Raw genomic sequence first — 20,339 nt, 5'->3', positions numbered from 1 at the left:
TCGCTATATAAAACATAACTATGAATATTCCAGAGGATTTAAAGTACACCAGAGACCACGAGTGGGTTAAGATCGATGGCGACATTGCAACTGTAGGGATTACAGATTTTGCACAAGGTGAATTAGGAGATATTGTTTACGTAGAGGTAGAATCTGTAGACGAATCTTTAGAGCGTGAAGATGTTTTTGGAACCGTAGAGGCGGTAAAAACAGTTTCAGATCTTTATTTACCATTAACAGGAGAGATCGTTGAATTTAACGATAGTCTTGAAGATGAGCCTGAAAAGGTAAATAACGCGCCATATACAGATGGGTGGATGATCAAGATTAAATTTGCTGAGATCGCCGAGCTGGAAGACCTTCTTACTGCGCAGGAATATAAAGAGATCATTGGTGGTTAAGCTTGCCTTTTCTTTGGCAGGTCTATATACGGCTACGCTTACGTTTTTTTCTTTATATAAGATCACGCCTAAAGTAGAAATGGGTGATTTAACTATAGGGGACAAAATTTTGCATGCTTCGGCTTATTTTGTTTTATTTTCTATTTGGAAACTATCTTTTTTTCTAAAAGCAGAAAATAATGTATCTTATAAGTCGATAATTATTAAAATAGCTGTTGCTTGTATTGTCTTTGGTATGTTAATTGAGGTATTACAAGGGACACTTACCAGTTACAGACAACCAGATTGGGTAGATGTAATTGCAAATTCAACCGGTGTTTTAATAGCATCAATTCTTTTTTTAACTTTTAAGAGGCCACTTAAAAAGGTTAAAAACTGATATTTATTTAATTTTTTGGAAAAAATATTTATTTTAGCAAACCTTATTAATCATTAACCATTATGGAACCTAAGAAAAATCCGAAAGCAGATTTATCCAGAAGAAGCGTATTGTTTCTTCAATTAGGTCTTATATTGGTTCTTTTTGTTACCTGGCAGGCTATTGAATGGAAGACTTATGAAAAGTCTGATATTGATACCGGAATGGTGCAGATGGATCAATTAGAAGACGAAGAAATTCCAATTACCGAAATGCAAAACACTCCGCCACCACCTCCACCGCCACCACCGGCACCAGAGGTTATCGAAGTTGTGGAGGATGAGGAAGAAGTAGAAGAAGATGAGATCGAATCTACAGAAACCAGCCTTGACGATATCGTGGAAGTAGAGGAGGTTGTTGAAGCGCCTGAAGAAGAAGAGGTAGCAGACGTTCCTTTCGCGGTTATCGAAGATGTACCAATCTTCCCAGGATGTGAAAATCTTAAAGACAACGACGAGCGTAAAGCTTGTATGAGTGAAAAAGTAATGAAATTTGTACAAAAAGAATTTGATACAGATTTAGGAGCTGAGCTTGGTTTATCAGGTATTACTCGTGTAATTGTTCAGTTTAAGATTAACAAACAAGGTAAAATTGCTGAAGTTAGAGCTCGTGCACCGCACCCTAGATTAGAGCAGGAAGCAGCGAGAGTAGTTAACAAGCTACCTAAAATGCAACCAGGTAAGCAAAGAGGTAAGCCAGTAGGAGTTGTATACTCTTTACCAATTACTTTCCAAATTCAAGACTAAGGAAATAACATATACTTTTTTTAGAAATCCCGGTTTTTACCGGGATTTCTTTATTTCAGGATAGATGTAAAAAGTGTATCTTTCGGCCCGAATATCTATTACTCTAGTATGAAGTATCTTCTACTTCCATTTTTTTTATTATCAGTTTTTTCAGGACAAGCGCAAAATGCAGAAGTTTATCCTGTATTTCCAGAATGTGAGTCTGTAAGCTACAATGCTTCGGAAAAATGTTTCAAAAATACTCTTATAAGCTATATTGTTGATCATTTTCAGGTTCCTTCAAATGTCTTAGCTAGTAATTATAGTGGCGAGATCGCTGTAGTTTTTGAAGTAACTAAAGCGGGTACTTTCAAATTAATGTATGTAAATGCTGCCTACGATGAGTTGAAAGATGAGGTAGCCAGAGTGTTTGAGCTACTTCCGGTAATTCAGCCTGCGAGATATAATGCGACGCCAACCTATATGCAATTTAGGTTACCTATAAGAATACCTTTAGAAAGAAACGAAATTCAGGATATTGAAGATTTTTCTTCAGAAGAAATAAATAGGACTGAAGTAACGAGATCAAAAGATTTAGAAGACAATCAGTTGTTTCTAGCGGCTAACGAGTACGACTCAATTCAAACTAAATTGTTTACTAATCCGCGTTATGAAAGCAGTATAAATATTCCATTATCACATGAATATTATTCCAGATTCGATGCTGCTTTAAATCAGGTAGGGACAAATAATCATACGGCATCTAAACCTTTGTTATTTAAAGATGTTTCAAAATATTATGATCTGAAAGCTGATGCGCAGCGTCTTCATCATAACCGAAGAACGCTCGTAGGTCGTAAAATATGGAATGAGCATACGGTAAGATTTCAAAACGAAGATTACTGGTTTACCTTCGATTTTGCATTAGATCTTCAGCTAGGAAAAGATTTCGGAGATACTAATGCAGATTATACCTATAATAATACAAGAGCTGCTATTTTCCAGGGAGGATTAGGTGAAAACTTTAATTTCTACACTGTGGTTTATGAAAACCAGGGTAGATTTGCAGGTTATTTTAATAATTGGGCAGAATCTATACGGCCAGATGGTGGTGATCCAGCAATCATTCCTTCAAGAGGAATTGCAAAGCCATTTGGCGAGGATGCTTATGATTATCCGGTAGCCGAAGGTTATTTGTCTTATAGTCCTTCAAAATATTTTAATATTCAGTTTGGTCATGGTAAAAACTTTATAGGCGATGGGTATCGATCTTTACTGGTAAGTGATGTTACTTCTCCTTATCCTTACTTCAAACTAAACACCACATTTTGGAAATTGAAGTATACCAATACTTGGATGTCCATGAGAGATGTGAGACCAGAAGTGACCGGCGACGGAAGTTTCAGAACAAAATATATGGCTAATCATTATTTAAGTCTCAATGTAACTAAACGACTTAATATTGGTCTTTTTGAATCGGTAATTTGGGAGAATGACAATAACCGAGGTTTTGATGTTAACTATCTAAATCCTGTTATTTTTTACAGGGCAATAGAATTTTCTACAGGAGCCAGAGGTGGTAATGCATTAATTGGATTGAGTGTAAAGTATAAAATTAGTGATCATTTAAATGCTTATACTCAGGTTATCATCGATGAATTTTCCAGCAGTGATATCTTCGGAGGAGAAAAAAGCTGGAAGAACAAATTAGGTTATCAGGTAGGCCTTAAATACTTCAATGCATTTAAAGTACCCAATTTATTTCTTCAGCTAGAATATAATCAAGTACGTCCTTATACTTATTCGCACAATACCGAGGTTTTAAATTACGGCCATAATAATCAATCTTTAGCTCATTTGTGGGGGGCAAACTTTAGAGAAATAATAGCGATAGCCAGATATAAAAAAGATCGTTGGTATGGAACTGCTAAATTTATTTATGGAAAGCGTGGTTTTGATTATAATAACGATCCTTTTTCTTACGGAGGAGATATTTATCGAAATTATGAAGATCGTCCTTTTGATAATGGCGTGGAGATTGGCCAGGGAAATACAGGGATTTCATTTTTTGGTCAGGTAGAAGCAGGATATATTATTAATCCAGAGACCAATCTAAAATTATACGGAAGCTTTATTTATCGTAATATGAATACCGATGTGAATACAATAAGTAGTTACGATATATCTACTTCCTGGTTAAATTTTGGTATTCGTACAGATATTTTTAATTGGTACTACGATTATTAGCGAAAGGAGCAATTTAAAATTAACAATTGTACGGCCTTGCCAAAACCTAATTAAGGAGTATCTTTGCGCCAATTGTAAAAAATAATTTTTGAGTAGCGCACGCGTACATAATTCTTCCCCTTCGTTATTATCAGATTTTAAGGAAATAACAAAAATGCGCTTAGCAATTAGCGTAGTTTTCTCTTCTGTAGCGGGTTACTTTTTAGGTGCAGAGACGGTAGATTTTGTTGTCGTGCTTTTATTAGCTATAGGCGGATATTTTATGGTTGGTGCATCAAATGCCTACAACCAGATCATCGAGAAAGATCTTGATGCCTTAATGGATAGGACTAAAAATCGTCCTGTGCCTTCTGGGAGAATGTCGGTAACTACTGCATTTATCATCGCAAGTGTTTTTACAGTCTTAGGTTTGGTAGTGCTTTATATTATCAATCCTAAAACAGCAATGTTTGGTGCGATAAGTATCTTTTTATATGTAAGTATTTACACGCCATTAAAAACAAAAACACCACTTTCTGTATTTGTGGGAGCTTTTCCGGGAGCAATACCTTTTATGCTAGGTTGGGTTGCCGCCTCTGGAGATTTTAGTATAGAGCCAGGAACTTTATTTATGATCCAGTTTTTTTGGCAATTTCCTCATTTCTGGGCTATCGGATGGTGGTTGTATGATGATTATAAAAAAGGAGGCTTTTTTATGCTTCCCACCGGTAAGAGGGATAAAGGAACTGCGATTCAGGTGATTTTGTATACGATATGGACCATTTTGGTCTCTTTGATCCCTGTTTTTGGAGTTACAGGAAGATTATATCTTACTCCGGTTTCAGGAATAATCATCTTACTTTTAGGGCTTGGAATGCTCTATTATGCCATTAGGCTTTTTAAATTGAAAACAGCAAATGCCGCCAAGAAATTGATGTTGGCTAGTGTTTCATATATTACTTTATTACAAATAGTTTACGTGTTGGATAAATTTATTAGAGAATGGATTTAACAAAAGGAAGCGAACAGGAGAGAAGAGATCGCGCAAAAAAAATGATGTTGTGGTTTGCGATCATAAGCATGGGGATGATGTTTGCCGGGCTTACAAGTGCTTATGTGGTAAGTAAAACAAGACCAGATTGGCTTACAGAATTCGAATTACCGCAGTCTTTTATGTGGAGTACTGTCGTAATTATAATTAGTAGTGTTACTATGTTTTTTGCGAAAAAGAATATTATATTAGGAAACAGAAAAAATGGTACTGCTTTTCTGCTGGGAACTCTTATACTTGCTTCGTTGTTTGTAGTGTTTCAGTTTCAGGGTTTTGCAGATATTGTTGATGCTGGTTATTATTTCACAGGTAGTGAGAGTACGATCACAACAAGTTTCATTTACGTTCTTGTTCTAGCCCACTTAGCCCACTTAGCGGCGGGTTTAATTGTGCTTTTGGTGTTAATTTATAATCATTTTAAACAACGATACCATAAGGGACAAACACTTGGATTAGAGCTTGGTGCAACATTTTGGCACTTCCTTGATGTACTGTGGGTTTACCTGTTTTTCTTTTTATATTTCTTTAGATAATAAAAATGCGTATTTTTGCGCAGCACTTAAATTAAATGACTTCTTCTATGGACGCTACTGTTGTTAGAACAGGCACCGAAGGTAAAACTTGGGGCGGTGGTAATCAGCCACTTGGAGCCAGCTATGGTAAGTTGATGATGTGGTTCTTCATCCTTTCCGATGCACTTACTTTTACAGGATTTTTATCGGCTTATGGTTTTTCAAGATTCAAGTTCGCAGATTCTTGGCCAATACCCGATGAGGTTTTTAATCACTTTCCATTTTTACACGGGGTAGATGCACCAATGTATTACGTTGCATTGATGACCTTTATTCTTATTTTCTCTTCTGTAACGATGGTGTTAGCGGTAGACGCTGGTCATCAAATGAAACAGGGGAAAGTAACCACCTATATGTTCTTAACAATTATTGGTGGTCTTATTTTCTTAGGTTCTCAGGCCTGGGAGTGGAGCAACTTTATTTCAGGAGAATATGGTGCGCTAAAAACAAAAGGAGGAAAGATCCTTCAGTTTGTAGATGGTGAAGGACATCGAGTAGCCTTAGAAGATATTGCTGTGATTCAGGAGTCTGAAAGAACTACTCATAGAGAAAATACCGGTGTTTGGTTTGAAGGAGGTTCTACAGTTTCAGAATTTACTTTAGAAGGAATTAAAGAAGGATTTGCTGCTAGTGACGATCTTTATATTAGAACATTAGATTTTAATGAAGAGGGAGAAAAAACGATCCTATCTAGAGAGGAATCTCAAAATTGGTTAGACAATAATGTTACTGGTATCGTAGAAGGAGCTAATCTTACCGAGAATGAATACGGGCCTCCGTTATTTGCAGATTTCTTTTTCTTTATTACAGGATTTCACGGTTTCCACGTTGCATCTGGAGTTATAATTAATATCATTATTTTCTTTAATGTTATTTTAGGTACTTACGAGAGAAGAGGAAGCTACGAAATGGTAGAGAAAGTTGGTTTATACTGGCACTTTGTAGATTTAGTATGGGTATTTGTATTCACGTTCTTTTACCTTGTTTAATTTTTTGAATCGAAGAAATTATGGCACACGATAGCACAGCACATCAGCACGAATCAAGTACAAAAAGAATCTGGCAGGTTTTTGGGATTCTTTCTATAGTTACTATTGTAGAAGTTGTTTTGGGGATTTTTAGACCTCCATTCTTAACAGAGACTTCTATCGTAGGAATGCACTTGCTAAACTGGATTTTTATTATTCTTACATTATACAAAGCATATTATATAGCCTGGGCTTTTATGCACATGGAGCATGAAACTAAAGGTCTTCGTAGAGCTGTTGTGTGGTCTGGAGTATTCTTAGCGATCTATTTGATCTTCATCTTGCTTACAGAAGGAGATTATATATACGAGGTTTATAAAAACGGGTATATTGCCTGGGATTTTTAAACTATACAAAAGTTAAAAGATTAAGAAAAGGCGGTTTTGTAAAACCGTCTTTTTATTTTTGTACTCCTTTTCTGAAACGGTGTTATGAAGAAATTTTTTGTACTCACAGTACTTTTTGCATTGCCGATTGTTGCTTATCTTTTTTTTGCATCGGGTAAAAATAACTTTGCCAGATTACCAATCTTAACCGAGAATATTACTGATGTTTCAGAGCTTTCCAGTTATGACGATGAACCAGTTTATCTTCAGGATCATATAAGCGTTGTTGCTTTCTTCGGAGAAGACTTAGAAAATCTAAAAGGTAATACCTTTAATCTTGATAAGAAGATTCTTGAAAAATATTACGGATTTGACGATTTTCAATTTGTAATCATATTGCCTGAAAGTGCTCGAGCCAATGCTGCAGATTTTGCAAAAGAGTTTGAAGGTATCACTAATGCACAAGAATGGAAATTCGTTTTTGGTACACCGGGCGAGATCCAGAATGTATTTGAGAGTTTTGATAGTCCCTATCAGCTTTCCGACAAAAACTACACTCCTTATGTTTTTATTGTAGATAAATCCAGAAATTTGAGAGGTAGAGATGACGATGAAGATGATGAAATTCTATACGGATACGACTCCAGAGATATTGCAGAGCTTACCAATAAAATGAATGATGATGTAAAAGTGATCCTGGCAGAGTACAGACTGGCTTTGAAGAAAAATAATGCAGGTAGAAAAAACAATTAAGCGAATTTTAGAAATTCAATAGTAATGAAAAAGAAATATTCATATGCTGGTCTAGCTGTTATCATTATAATCTTTGGGGTTATTGTAATGCCTAAGATCTTTGATAGAATGAATAATGGAGAAGTTGTAGAAGGTGATCGTCTTAATAAAGAAGGTGCTAAAAGGCCTGAAAAAGAATCTCCAGAGGTTGGATACTTAGAGCTTAATGGCAAAAAAAGAAAAGCTCCAGAATTTGAGTTTATAGATCAGCATGGCGATATCATTAGTAATGATGATTATTTAGGTAAGGTGTATGTGGTGGAGTTCTTTTTTACGACATGCCCAACAATTTGTCCTGTTATGAGCGAAAATCTTGTTGAAGTTCAGGATGAATTAGAAGAATTTAAAGATGATTTTGGCGTAGCTTCATTTACGATCGATCCAGAACATGATACGCCTGAAGTACTTGCAGAATACGCAAATCACTACGGAATAACCAATCCTAACTGGCACCTGCTTACCGGAGAAAAGGATAAAATTTACGAACTTGCTAATGCTGGTTTCCAAACTTATGCTGGTGAAGATCCAGATGTTCAGGGAGGATTTGTGCATTCTGGTATGTTTGCTTTAATTGATCAAGATGGATATATTCGATCCAGAAAAGATAGATTTGGAAACCCATTAATTTATTATAGAGGTTTTGTTAAGAGAAATAAGTCGGTTTTAGAAGGAGAAGAAGAACCGCAGATCGATATGTTAATTGAGGATATTAAGACGTTGTTGTGAAAAAAACATTAACAAAAACAGATAAGATCGCCATTCCGGTGATCATTGCACTATCGGTATTAGTGCCTATCGTGGTATTAATTTTAATGAATTTACCCGAGCGTTATAATTTACTAGGTACCCAATCGGGAACCTTCCCATTATTCCATGCAGTACTTAATGGATCTACTGCAGTATTACTTTTAATGGGATATTTTTTTATGAAGATAAGAGAATACAAATTACATAGAAATGTAATGATCACAGCATTCGCTTTATCTGCTGTTTTTCTGGTGAGTTATGTGATCTCTAAGATAAGTAATGCACCTGTGCATTATGAAGGTGAAGGATTGCTGAAGTACATGTACTTTTTTATACTTATTTCTCATATAGCACTTTCAGCGATCATTATTCCGCTTGTGTTATTTACCATGTATCGCGGTTTAACAGCTGAATATGAAAAACATGCCAAAATCGCCAGGTGGACATTTCCAATCTGGTTATATGTGGCGATAACCGGTGTTTTGGTGTACATTTTTATGTATCCGTATTATTAAAATTGATTGAAAATGAAGAAGATTTTTAATGTAAAATCGGTTTTAGTCCTTTTAGTTTTACTTTTCATGCCATTGTTTGCAGATGCACAATGTGCGATGTGTAGAGCAGTGCTGGAAAGTGAATCTTCTCAAAATGCTGCGGAAGGGATTAATGACGGAATTCTTTATTTGATGGTATTTCCTTATCTATTAGTCGGCGGTTTAGGTTATTACATTTATCGCTCTTATCGAAAGAAGAAATACGAAGCTTAAACAGCTCTTTTTTAATAAATTTATATTTTTCCTGTAACATTTTTAGCTTTTTGAAGTCTTATGGATATAAGCAAGCATTTTGCTTTTAACCATCAGTCAAAAAGTTATGATCACAATTAAAGATTTGCATAAATCTTACAAAACGGGAAATAACTCACTTCACGTCTTAAAAGGAATAAACTTCAATGTTTCTGAGGGAGAACTTGTTTCCATAATGGGATCTTCAGGTTCTGGTAAATCGACGCTTCTAAATATACTGGGAATGTTAGATGAAGCCGATACCGGCTCGTATACTTTAGATGGTGTTGCCATTAAAAACCTGAATGAAAAGATTGCAGCTCGTTACCGCAATAAATTTCTGGGTTTTATCTTCCAATCATTTAATCTTATCAATTATAAAAGTGCGCTCGATAATGTTGCTTTGCCTCTTTATTATCAGGGTATGAAGCGTGGAGAACGCATGGATAGAGCCAAAGCTTATTTAGAAAAGGTAGGGCTGGCACAGTGGATGGATCATTTGCCAAATCAACTTTCGGGAGGACAAAAACAACGTGTAGCCATCGCTCGCGCTTTAGCATCAGATCCAAAAGTCTTACTTGCCGATGAGCCAACGGGAGCCTTAGATACTAAAACTTCGTATGAGGTGATGGATCTAATTCAGCAAATTAATGATGAAGGCAGAACGATTCTTATCGTTACGCATGAGCCAGATATTGCTCAAATGACCAAGCGAATCGTAAACCTGAAAGATGGTTTAATTATCGATGATACTAAAGTGAACCAGGTAAGAGCTCTACAAAATGTTTGATCTTGAACGTTGGCAGGAAGTTTTTGAAACCATTAGCAAAAATAAACTGCGTACATTTTTAACCGGACTTTCAGTGGCTTCAGGGATTTTTATCCTGGTGATTTTACTTGGGATTGGCGAAGGAATGAAGAACGGAATAGAAAGAGAGTTTCAGGGTGATGCCGCAAACGCCATTTTTGTATATCCCGGTGTAACTACCAAAGAATATAAAGGCTTAAATCCTGGCCGTAGAATTCAGCTAAAAAACGACGATTTTGAATATACTTCCGCAGAAAATAAATCAGCATTAGAGTTTAAATCTTCGGTATATAGGATTTATGGAGGATTATTAACCTACGAAAATGAATCTGGTTCTTATCGTGTAGAAGGAGTTTATCCAGATTATCAATTTCTGGAAAATGCTAGTATGGTTTCTGGTCGATTTCTAAATTACAAAGACATTGAAGAATCTACGAAAATTGTGGTGTTAGGAAATCGAGTAAAAATGGATCTATTTAAAGATTCGAAAGATGTGCTTGGGGAGTATGTAGAAATTTCAGGAATAAAATTTCAGGTGGTAGGTGTTTATACAGATCCAGGGGGTGAACGAGAAGAAACCAGGGTATTTGTACCAATAACCACGGCTCAAAAAGTCTTTAGCGGCGGTAATAATATTAATTCCTTAAGTTTTACACTAGAACCAAAGGATACTTATGAAGAAGCGCTGGAGGCATCAAATAATTTTACGAACAAAGTAGAAACTTACCTTAAAGGAAAGCATACAATAGCACCAAGCGATAATAGCGCTGTTAGGGTTAATAGTATGTTAGAGAATACTAAGCGTTTCTACGATCTTATAGGGATGATAAAGATGTTCTTTTGGGGAGTGGGGATCTGTACGATCATCGCTGGTGTTGTAGGGGTAAGTAATATTATGCTGATCATCGTAAAAGAACGCACCAGGGAAATTGGCGTTAGAAAAGCATTGGGAGCGCAACCACTTTCTATAATCGGGATGGTGCTCCACGAGTCTATATTTGTGACTTCTTTTGCAGGTTTAACTGGCTTGATCATGGGGTTAGTGCTTTTGGATTTTGTAGGGCCAATGATTCAAACCGATTTTATTTATAATCCTACGGTGAATTTTAAAGTAGCTTTATCTACTGTAGTTATTTTAATTGTGGCAGGAGCCATTGCTGGTTTCTTTCCCTCTTATCGCGCAGCGAGAATTAAACCTATTATAGCATTAAGAGACGAGTAAATTTTAAAGATCATGTTTAGTAGAGATCGCTGGGACGAAATTATTGAAGCTTTAACCGCAAACTGGTTTAGAACCTTACTTACCGCTTTTGGAGTATTATGGGGGATTTTTATTCTCGTTATTCTATTGGCTGCAGGAAAAGGACTTGAAAACGGAGTTAAGCAGGGATTTAGTGGAATGGCTACAAATTCTATGTTTATGTGGTCGCAAACCATCTCTAAATCATATAAAGGTTTGCCCAAGGGAAGAAATTATAACTTCAAATTAGGAGATGTAGAAGCTATAAAAGAAACAGTTCCCGGTTTGGAAATTGTTTCGCCAAGAAATCAACTTGGTGGTTTTGGTGGCGCTAATAATGTGGTTAGAGGTTTAAACAGTGGTGCTTATAATGTCTACGGAGATTATCCTGAAATTATACGGCAACAACCTATGGATATTACTTCTGGTAGGTTTGTAAACTATTCAGATATCGAGCAAAAACGAAAAGTAGCTATTATCGGCGAAGGTGTGAAAGCTGGATTGTACGATATTGATGAAGAAGTTTTGGGTACGTACATCAAAATTAACGGCGTTAATTTTATGGTAGTAGGAACTTATAAGAAAAAAGGAAGTGGTGGTAATGTAGAAGAACAGCAAAAAGAAATATTTGTGCCTTTTACTGCATATTCCCAGGCCTTTAATATGGGAGATGTAGTTGGGTGGATGGCCATCACAGCAGATGATGATCATTCGATCACCGAGCTTAAAAGTAATGTTTTTGATGTTATAAAAACAAGACATAGTATCCATCCAGAAGATGATCGTGCAGTAGGGAATTTTGATCTTTACGAAGAATATAGCCGAATTAACGGTTTATTTATCGCACTTCGCCTAGTCGCCTATTTTGTGGGTACGCTGGTATTGCTTTCAGGAATTATTGGTATTAGTAATATTATGCTAATTGTAGTGAAAGAAAGAACTAATGAAATTGGTGTTCGTCGTGCTTTAGGAGCAAGCCCCTGGAGTATACGTGGGCAAATTTTGCTAGAATCGATCTTTTTAACCATTGTTTCCGGGATGGCAGGAATTATCCTTTCGACACTCGTTATTTACGTGGTTAACTCATTGTTAGATGGAATGGATACTTCAGAAATGATGTTTTTAAATCCAACGGTGAATATTGGGGTGGTACTAATTGCCTTAGCTATCCTTGTAATTTCAGGTTTATTGGCAGGCTTAATTCCTGCGCAAAATGCGATTAAAATTAAACCTGTAGACGCTTTACGAACAGAATAACAACTTTAGAACATAGAATAAACACAATCAAAAATGAAAAGAACAGTTACCATCGTTATTTTAGCCGTAATCTTTATTGGCTTTTTGGGTTCGCTGTATTATTACTTTCAAAAAGGTCAGGAAGACCCTGTGGTTTATCAAACCGAACAGCCTTCTGTACAAACCATCACTAAAAATACAGTAGCAACCGGCAATATTGTTCCGTTAGAAGAGATCTTAATTAAACCTAATATTAGCGGAATTATAGACGAAATTTATGTTGAAGCCGGTGAATCTGTAGAAGCAGGTGACCTAATCGCCAGGATTCGAGTGATCCCTAACGTAACTTCTTTGCAAAGTGCAAAAGATGCTGTGGCTACTGCAAAGATCAATTTAGATAATCAAAAGAAAATATTCGATCGCCAAAAATCATTATTCGATAAAGGCGTGATTTCAGCTAACGATTTTGATAATGCTGAAGTTGCTTACCAAAGAGCCGAGCAGAACTATAAATCTGCACAGCAAAATTTTGAGATCGTTAAAACCGGTACAACAAGCGGTATTGGTAGTGCGGCGAACACATTAATACGAAGTACGGTAACCGGGATGGTTTTAGACGTTCCTGTAAAAACCGGAAACCAGGTTATCGAATCTAATAACTTTAACGACGGAACCACGCTGGCCACACTTGCCGATGTGGATAAGATGATCTTTGAAGGAAAAGTAGACGAAAGTGAGGTTGGTAAAATAAAAGAAGGTTTACCACTTGAAGTAACCGTTGGTGCTATCGAGAACAAAACTTTTGATGCGGTTTTAGATTATATCGCTCCCAAAGGTGTTGAAGAAAACGGGGCTATTCAATTTGAAATTAAAGGAACTTTAGATAAAGCAGAAGCTACTTTTATAAGAGCAGGGCTTAGTGCTAATGCTTCGATCATTTTGGCGAAAGCAGAGGATGTATTATCAATAAAAGAAGCTTTGGTGCAGTTTGATAATGATACTCAACAGCCATTTGTAGAAATAGAGACTGCAGATCAACAATTTGAGCGTAGAGATGTAGAATTAGGCGTTAGTGACGGGATTCACGTAGAAATTAAAGACGGGATAGCTAAAGACGATAAAATAAAGGTGTGGAATCAGCTAAAACCAGCTCAAAATTATGCTGCTAATTAATTTTTTGCAGTTTTTGTAACAACTCAACTTTTTGTTAGACATATCCATTACAATATACATTATGAAGAAATTTAGCTTTTTTACCATTTTACTTTTAGTTGGGTTCATCGCCAACGCGCAGGAGAAAAAATGGACCTTGCAGGAATGTGTAGAGTATGCTTTACAGCATAACATCTCTGTTAAACAATCTGAACTTGATGTAGAGGCAGCCGATATCGATAAGAACGATGCTATTGGTAATCTTTTGCCGGGAATAAATGGTAACGCCAGCAATTCCTGGAATACAGGTTTAACTCAAAACGTAACAACTGGTGTACTGCAAAATCAAACTACCAGAAACTTCTCTGCCGGAGTAACCGCCAGTGTGACTTTATTTGATGGTTTAAGAAATTTTAAGCAGTTACAAAGAGCAAAATTATCTAAGCTTGCTGCCCAGTATTCTTTAGATAAGATGCAGGATGATATTACACTTTCTATAGCAAATTCTTATTTACAGGTGCTTTTTGCAAAACAGGAATTAGAAGTACTTAAATCTCAAAACGAAGTTACCTTAGAGCAATTAGATCGTACCCAGCAATTGGTAGATGCAGGTTCGTTACCACGAGGAGATCTTTTAGAGATCCAGGCGACCAATGCAGATGAGAGACAACGAATGATCATTGCGCAAAATAATATCAGGATCTCACTTATTAGTTTAGCACAAACTTTATTGATCAAGGATTACGAGAACTTTGATATTGTAGAAGATGATTATGATATCTTCGGAACAGAGATCTTGGATAATTCAGTATACGATATTATTGAAAGAGCTAAAGAAGAGCGTTCAGAAATTAGAATTGCTGAAGCTAATAAAGAGATCGCAGAGCAGAATGTTGAAATAGCTCGTGGTGCTTATATGCCAACTTTAGGTGCTTTTGTAAACTATAACACAAGGGAAACTGGTGCCAATAGGATAGATTATATTAATCCTCCTGGTACAACCATCAATGAAATTGGATACGTTCAATCCACAGGAGAAACGGTTGTAACCGAATCACCAAATGCGGCAGTGCCAATTTCTTTGCCACCAAGACCATTTATCGATCAATTATGGTTAAATGATGGTATTTCTTATGGATTTCAGTTAAGCGTTCCTGTCTTTAATGGATTTGCGACTAGAAACCAGGTGAAAAGAAGCAAGGTAAACGCGCGTAGAGCCGAATATCAATTAGAGCAGGCAGAGTTAGATCTTGAAGCTAATGTTTATCAGGCTTATGTAGATGCTACAGGTGCTTTTGAAGCTTACGAAGCAGCCTTGGTTGCGGCAGAATCACAAGAGAAAGCTTACGAATATGCAACAGAGCGTTTTGATGTTGGTTTAACCAATGCTTTCGATTTTAGTCAGTCTAAATTACGTTTCGAAAATGCCCAAAGAGAGGTAGTGCGTACTAAGTATGATTATATTTTTAAATTGAAAGTACTAGAATTATACTTTGGGGTACCAGTTGCTAATTTGAGATTCTAAAGCTAATAGTTAGCTGTTTTAAATAAATGAAGCCGAAGCAATAATCGGTATATAGAAATGATTGCGTTTTAAAAATTTTATAAATGAAAAAGAAAACTCTTTTTATCATTCTTGGAGTAGTGCTGGTTTTAATTGTACTATTAGTTGTAGGTAAAAAATCTGGAATGTTTGGTAAAAGCGGTAATTTCAAGCAGGTTGAAATTGCTGAAATTAAACCTTTAGATATTGTAGAGACAGTTTCTGCAACCGGGAAAATTCAGCCAGAAGTAGAAGTGAAATTATCATCTGAAGTTTCAGGAGAGATCATAGAGCTTCCTATTGCTGAAGGTCAAACAGTAGAAAAAGGTGATCTTTTAGTGAGAATCAATCCAGATATCTATCAATCTAATTTGCAGCGTTCACAAGCGAGCATGGAAAATGCACGTGCAAATTATGCGCAATCTCAAGCAAGTTTAAAACAGGCTAAAGCAGATTACGAACGTAATAAAACGCTTTTTGAAAAAGGAGTGATCTCTAAAGCAGAGTGGGATGGAATCGTTTCTAGTTACGAAGTTGCAGAAGCAAACAAAGAATCTGCTTACTATAGCATGCAAAGTGCAGCGGCAACGGTAACCGAATCTAAGGACAACTTAGGGCGAACCAATATCTATGCGCCAATGAGCGGAACAATCTCTAAACTTGATGCTGAATTAGGGGAGCGAGTTGTAGGTACGCAGCAAATGGCCGGTACAGAGATCTTACGTGTAGCCAACCTTTCTAATATGGAAGTTGAGGTAGACGTAAACGAAAATGATATTGTAAAAGTTGAAGTTGGCGATTCTACGATCGTTGAGGTAGACGCTTACCTAAGAAAAGAATTCAAAGGAGTAGTAACTGAGATTTCAAACTCTGCCGATAGCGAATTAACTACAGATCAGGTAACCAATTTTAAGGTGAAAGTTAGAATCTTAGAAGATTCTTATAAAGATCTTTTAGAAGGGAAACCAGAGAATTATTCGCCGTTTCGTCCTGGAATGACTGCTACCGTAGATATTATCACAAACAAAAAAAACGAAGTTATTGGTGTGCCAATTAGTGCTATCGTGGTAAAAGCAGATACATCTTCTGCAGCGATGGGAGCGACAGCTCCTGCTAATGTAGAAACAGATCCTTCTAAACTTTTTGAATGTGTCTTTGTAAAGAACGGGGAAGAAGCTAAATTGCGCGTTGTAAAAACCGGAATTCAGGACGATGCTAACATCCAGATCACAGAAGGTCTTGAAGAAGGCGAAACTGTAATTACCGGTCCTTATAATGTAGTAACAAAAACTCTAAAATCTGGAGATAAAGTTGAGGTTACAGGAAGCATCAACAGTGAAGGATAGAGTTTAAAATTAGATAATTTTGGCTATAATTCTTTGTTTGGAGACCGCAACCACCAACTGTTCGGTTGCATTGTGTGAAGATGCTAATGTAATTGCTTTAAAGGAGGATAATAGCAAAGGCTATTCTCATGCCGAGAAGCTTCATGTTTTTATCGACGAGATCTTAAAAGAAAATGATCTTAAGATCGATAACCTTGATGCAGTTGCGATAAGCAAAGGCCCTGGATCGTATACAGGATTAAGAATTGGAGTTTCGGCAGCAAAAGGGTTGTGTTTTGCGCAGGATATTCCGCTTATTTCCATACCAACATTAACTGCTATAGCTAAACAGGTGACTCCAAAAAAAGGAGAACAGGTTATTCCAATGTTAGACGCCAGAAGAATGGAAGTTTATTCTGCAGTTTTCGATTCAGCCTTTAATCAGATACGAGATACGAGAGCCGAGGTACTTTCAGAAGAAAGTTTTCAGGAAGAATTAGCGAAAGGGAAAGTTCATTTTATAGGAAATGGCGTTGCTAAATTCAGGGAGATCTGTGAGCACCCAAATGCCGAATTTATAGAAGATCGTTTACCTTCAGCAAAAGAAATGAGTACAATAGCTTATGATAAATACAAAATAAGCGACATCGAGGATGTCGCTTATTTTGAACCTTATTATTTAAAGGATTTTGTAGCAGGCTAAACGCCTGCTTTTTTATTGGCACCGCCAAAGGGTATAATAATCCTAGGCTTGCCTAGATATAGTTTATTCAGTTTTATCTGAGCTGCTTTTTTCAGATTCTTTTAAAACCGTACCGCTCATTTTTGTTTGATCGTAAAGATAAACATCACGTTGTGGATAAGGAATCGTCATACCAGCTTCTTCTAATCTAATTTTTCCTTCTTCTAGCATATACCAGTGGATATCCCAGAATACAGAGTTTTTAGCGAAATATCTTACGTAAAAGTTAACTGAATTATCACCAAGTTCACCAACAAGTACTTGTGGCGCTGGATCTGCCTCGATACCTTCTTGCTCTTTTACAAGATTCATAAGAACTTCTTTCGCCTTCTTGATATCATCATCATAAGAAATTCCGAAGGTCATATTCTCACGGCGCACACCGTTTACAGTATAGTTTACAATATTGTCGTTCGCTAAGCTTCCGTTAGGAATTACAGCTTCCTGGTTTCCAAATGTATCTAATTTTGTGTAAAATAAGCTTACATCCTTTACACTACCAGAAACGCCTTGAGCTTCGATCCAATCACCAATTTTAAAAGGTTTTAAGATAATAATCAAAACACCACCAGCAAAATTGGCTAATGATCCCTGTAAAGCTAAACCTATGGCTAAACCTGCAGCACCTAAAATTGCAACTAGAGAGGTGGTTTCGATACCAACCTGAGAAATTGCAACGATAATTACCAGTATTTTTAAAGCCCAACTTACAAGTGTAGTTAAAAAACCTTTTAAAGCAACGTCATAGTCCTTTTTATCAAGAGTTTTTTGCATAAATTTCACCACACGTTTTGCAATCCAAAATCCTATAATTAGAATTAAAATTGCGGCAATTAAGTCTGGTAAAAAGTCGATTAGTTTTTTAGCGTATTCCTGTGCTAACGCAGAAAAGTCATTTAATTTATCCATAGTTACAAGTAGTTTTACACAAATAGAGTAATTTTTTGAATTTTATGCGAGTAATTCTCGTTTAAGTTTTGTTAAACAAAGGCGATATTGTTTAAAACAGGCGTTAATTTTTCTTCTGGAAGCTGGCATTTTCCCTGCTCACATAGATAAAGTAAGGTTTTTCCCTCAACAAAACGATCTTCTAAAATAGATAATTCACTACTTGTTTTGCTACCCGAAATTATAAGATTTGGCAGGTATTTTTTATGAATTTTATTTTGCTCGTTTGTTGCATTTTCTCCTAAAATCGCTAATTCGTAAAATGGGTTACTGAAGTTTAGATATAAATGAAGCCAATTGGAATAGCCCATTGGGTACGACCCAATTTTTCCTGAAATTGCCTGCAGCATTTTTTCTGAAATCATTAAGTAATCGGCATTTCCCATTAAACTTCCCAATCTGAAGAGATTATTTGCCATTGCTGAATTTGATGCAGGGATCACATTATCGGTAAATTCTACTGGATTGCTAATTAAAGCATCATCTTTTTTGGAGGTGAAATTGAAAAGATGGTTGTCCTGATTGTAGAAATATTCAAAGCAATATTGGCTAAGATTGTTAGAAAAATCGATCCATTTTTCATCGAAAGTGACCTCGTAGAGTTTTAAAAATGCTTCGATGGTAAACGCATAATCTTCAAGATAGCCATTAATTTTGCTTTTTTCACTTTTGTAAGAATGGAAAAGACTATGATCTGATTTTAGCTGATTTTCGATAATAAATTCAGCATTTTTCAGTGCGCTAACAAGGTAATCTGCATTTTCAGTCGCTGCGTAGGCTTCAGTAAAACCTGTTATTGTAAGTGCATTCCAAGAAGTAAGTGTTTTATCGTCTAAACCTGGTTTTTTCCGTGGTTTTTTTGCTTCAGAAAGAATTTTAGTCCATTTTCCTTTTTTCTGCTGAAGTTCTTCTATCGAGATTTGATGTTTTTCAGCAAAAATATTGTCCTTTTCAGTTTTATAGAGAATGTAATTTCCGTTTTCCCAATAGCCTTTTTCATTGATATTAAAATAAGCTGAAAAAGTATCGAATTCTGTCTCCAACAATTCCTGAAGTTCCTGTTTTTTCCAAGTATAAAAGGCACCTTCTTCCTGGATTCCTTTTTCATTTTCAGAATCGGCGTCCAAAGCTGAATAAAATGCTCCGCTTGAATCAGTAAGCTCAGATTCGATAAAATCAGCCGTCTTTTTAATGATCTCTTTATACCAAGGATCCTGAGTTAGTTTGTAGGCTTTGCTGTATAAACTCAGTAATTGAGCATTATCGTAAAGCATTTTTTCGAAATGTGGCACATGCCAGCGATCATCTACAGAGTATCGCGAAAATCCGCCATCGATATGATCAAAAGTGCCTCCAAATGATATTTTATCGAGGCTATGCAGCACATATTCTTGCAGTTCTTCGTCATTAAATTGATAAGCATAGCGTAACAGGAAATCTAAATTGGTTGGCATCATAAACTTTGGTGCATTTTTGGTGCCGCCCAGTTTTGTGTCTAAATAAGGTTTCCAGAGCTCTACAAATTCGGTTAGCCTTTGCTGTGAAAATTCATACTGATGATCTCCAAGATCGATTAGGTTTAGCTGTTGCAATCCTTCTTCAAGTTTATTAGCATAATTGGTAAGTTGCGAAGGCTCTTTTTTATAAATCTGCTGAATTTGCAGTAGGGCGCTTTTCCATTGCTCTTTTCTAAAATAAGTACCGCCCCAAACCGGCCTTCCGTCGGGTAATGCGACGATGTTCATTGGCCAGCCGCCACTGCCGGTCATAATTTGCACAGCCTGCATATATACCTGGTCGATGTCTGGACGTTCTTCACGATCTACTTTTATAGAAATGTAATGAGCGTTCATGATATCTGCGACTTCAGCATCTTCAAAGCTTTCGTGTTCCATCACGTGACACCAGTGACAGGCAGAATATCCAACACTTATAATGATAAGTTTGTTACTTTTTTTTGCTTCATCCAAAACATCTTTATGCCATGCTTTCCAATCTACCGGGTTGTGCGCATGTTGCAAGAGATAAGGGCTGCTTTCGTGAATGAGATCGTTAGTGTATTTGGGAGTTTTCATAACCTAATTTTAATAGAAGGTAGGGAAATTTAAAAGTTCTGGTGCAATGATATTTAGATAAGTTATCTTGCTGGTGACCATCCAAGCCTAAGATTAGTATATTTGTCGCTCAAAATCAGCATAAAGCTTAAATCTGAAGAGTAAAATAAATTAAAGTTTTGGTAACCTTGGAGTGCTTTTAATTTCGAAAAAAAGAAAG

The 20,339-nt window shown here is 36.4% G+C and carries 21 protein-coding genes; 19 read left to right on the top strand and 2 right to left on the bottom strand.

Annotation, left to right across the window (positions count from 1 at the left end; genetic code table 11):
* The first annotated feature begins 20 nt into the window (after positions 1 to 20).
* From gcvH to tsaB, 19 genes are all read left to right on the top strand, one after another.
* Entirely contained in the window at positions 21 to 401 is a 381-nt protein-coding gene (gene gcvH, locus INR75_RS01845) for a glycine cleavage system protein GcvH (protein WP_092539444.1), read from the top strand.
* Between the two features lie 79 nt (positions 402 to 480).
* On the top strand, positions 481 to 780 hold the full coding sequence (locus tag INR75_RS01840; protein ID WP_223090516.1) for a VanZ family protein: 300 nt from the start codon (positions 481 to 483) through the stop codon (positions 778 to 780).
* Between the two features lie 62 nt (positions 781 to 842).
* Positions 843 to 1,565, top strand: coding sequence for an energy transducer TonB (locus tag INR75_RS01835; RefSeq protein ID WP_092539443.1), 723 nt, complete (start codon positions 843 to 845; stop codon positions 1,563 to 1,565).
* 108 nt (positions 1,566 to 1,673) lie between these two features.
* Positions 1,674 to 3,791, top strand: coding sequence for a gliding motility protein RemB (locus tag INR75_RS01830; protein WP_223090515.1), 2,118 nt, complete (start codon positions 1,674 to 1,676; stop codon positions 3,789 to 3,791).
* Positions 3,792 to 3,879: 88 nt separating this feature from the next.
* Complete coding sequence (gene cyoE, locus INR75_RS01825) at positions 3,880 to 4,782, top strand: heme o synthase (protein ID WP_092539441.1); 903 nt, start codon at positions 3,880 to 3,882, stop codon at positions 4,780 to 4,782.
* Positions 4,773 to 5,354, top strand: a complete 582-nt coding sequence (locus INR75_RS01820) for a cytochrome c oxidase subunit 3 (RefSeq protein WP_092539440.1) — start codon at positions 4,773 to 4,775, stop codon at positions 5,352 to 5,354. The genes cyoE and INR75_RS01820 overlap by 10 nt, the downstream gene beginning before the upstream one ends.
* Positions 5,355 to 5,401: 47 nt before the next feature.
* Positions 5,402 to 6,382 (top strand): cytochrome c oxidase subunit 3, encoded by a 981-nt coding sequence (locus INR75_RS01815; protein WP_092540549.1) that lies wholly within the window; start codon positions 5,402 to 5,404, stop codon positions 6,380 to 6,382.
* Positions 6,383 to 6,402: 20 nt separating this feature from the next.
* Complete coding sequence (locus INR75_RS01810; RefSeq protein ID WP_092539439.1) at positions 6,403 to 6,768, top strand: cytochrome C oxidase subunit IV family protein; 366 nt, start codon at positions 6,403 to 6,405, stop codon at positions 6,766 to 6,768.
* A gap of 84 nt (positions 6,769 to 6,852) precedes the next feature.
* Entirely contained in the window at positions 6,853 to 7,500 is a 648-nt protein-coding gene (locus INR75_RS01805; protein WP_092539438.1) for a hypothetical protein, read from the top strand.
* A 24-nt stretch (positions 7,501 to 7,524) separates the two neighbouring features.
* Positions 7,525 to 8,265: an SCO family protein gene (locus INR75_RS01800; protein ID WP_223090514.1), complete on the top strand. Its 741-nt coding sequence runs from the start codon at positions 7,525 to 7,527 to the stop codon at positions 8,263 to 8,265.
* A complete protein-coding gene (locus tag INR75_RS01795) occupies positions 8,262 to 8,801 on the top strand; it encodes a DUF420 domain-containing protein (protein ID WP_092539436.1) in 540 nt (179 codons plus the stop codon). Before INR75_RS01800 ends, INR75_RS01795 begins: the two co-directional genes overlap by 4 nt.
* A 12-nt stretch (positions 8,802 to 8,813) precedes the next feature.
* Positions 8,814 to 9,053 (top strand): hypothetical protein, encoded by a 240-nt coding sequence (locus INR75_RS01790; protein ID WP_245758539.1) that lies wholly within the window; start codon positions 8,814 to 8,816, stop codon positions 9,051 to 9,053.
* 106 nt (positions 9,054 to 9,159) lie between these two features.
* A complete protein-coding gene (locus INR75_RS01785) occupies positions 9,160 to 9,861 on the top strand; it encodes an ABC transporter ATP-binding protein (protein ID WP_092539435.1) in 702 nt (233 codons plus the stop codon).
* Positions 9,854 to 11,101 (top strand): ABC transporter permease, encoded by a 1,248-nt coding sequence (locus INR75_RS01780; RefSeq protein ID WP_223090513.1) that lies wholly within the window; start codon positions 9,854 to 9,856, stop codon positions 11,099 to 11,101. Before INR75_RS01785 ends, INR75_RS01780 begins: the two co-directional genes overlap by 8 nt.
* Positions 11,102 to 11,113: 12 nt before the next feature.
* Positions 11,114 to 12,376, top strand: a complete 1,263-nt coding sequence (locus INR75_RS01775) for an ABC transporter permease (RefSeq protein ID WP_223090512.1) — start codon at positions 11,114 to 11,116, stop codon at positions 12,374 to 12,376.
* 33 nt (positions 12,377 to 12,409) lie between these two features.
* Complete coding sequence (locus tag INR75_RS01770) at positions 12,410 to 13,528, top strand: efflux RND transporter periplasmic adaptor subunit (RefSeq protein WP_092539432.1); 1,119 nt, start codon at positions 12,410 to 12,412, stop codon at positions 13,526 to 13,528.
* Between the two features lie 61 nt (positions 13,529 to 13,589).
* Positions 13,590 to 15,032, top strand: coding sequence for a TolC family protein (locus INR75_RS01765; RefSeq protein ID WP_223090511.1), 1,443 nt, complete (start codon positions 13,590 to 13,592; stop codon positions 15,030 to 15,032).
* A gap of 83 nt (positions 15,033 to 15,115) precedes the next feature.
* Entirely contained in the window at positions 15,116 to 16,396 is a 1,281-nt protein-coding gene (locus tag INR75_RS01760; RefSeq protein WP_223090510.1) for an efflux RND transporter periplasmic adaptor subunit, read from the top strand.
* Positions 16,397 to 16,415: 19 nt separating this feature from the next.
* A complete protein-coding gene (gene tsaB, locus INR75_RS01755) occupies positions 16,416 to 17,078 on the top strand; it encodes a tRNA (adenosine(37)-N6)-threonylcarbamoyltransferase complex dimerization subunit type 1 TsaB (RefSeq protein WP_223090509.1) in 663 nt (220 codons plus the stop codon).
* A 63-nt stretch (positions 17,079 to 17,141) separates the two neighbouring features.
* Here the strand turns inward: tsaB and INR75_RS01750 are convergent, their stop codons facing one another.
* Complete coding sequence (locus INR75_RS01750) at positions 17,142 to 18,026, bottom strand: mechanosensitive ion channel family protein (RefSeq protein WP_092539428.1); 885 nt, start codon at positions 18,024 to 18,026, stop codon at positions 17,142 to 17,144.
* Between the two features lie 71 nt (positions 18,027 to 18,097).
* Complete coding sequence (locus tag INR75_RS01745; protein ID WP_223090508.1) at positions 18,098 to 20,140, bottom strand: thioredoxin domain-containing protein; 2,043 nt, start codon at positions 20,138 to 20,140, stop codon at positions 18,098 to 18,100.
* Positions 20,141 to 20,339: the final 199 nt, after the last annotated feature.

Source organism: Zunongwangia sp. SCSIO 43204 (genome assembly GCF_019904275.1).
Taxonomy (GTDB): Bacteria; Bacteroidota; Bacteroidia; order Flavobacteriales; family Flavobacteriaceae; genus Zunongwangia; species Zunongwangia mangrovi.
Note: the sequence above shows the minus strand (reverse complement) of the source record. Positions and strands in the feature narration are given on the sequence as shown.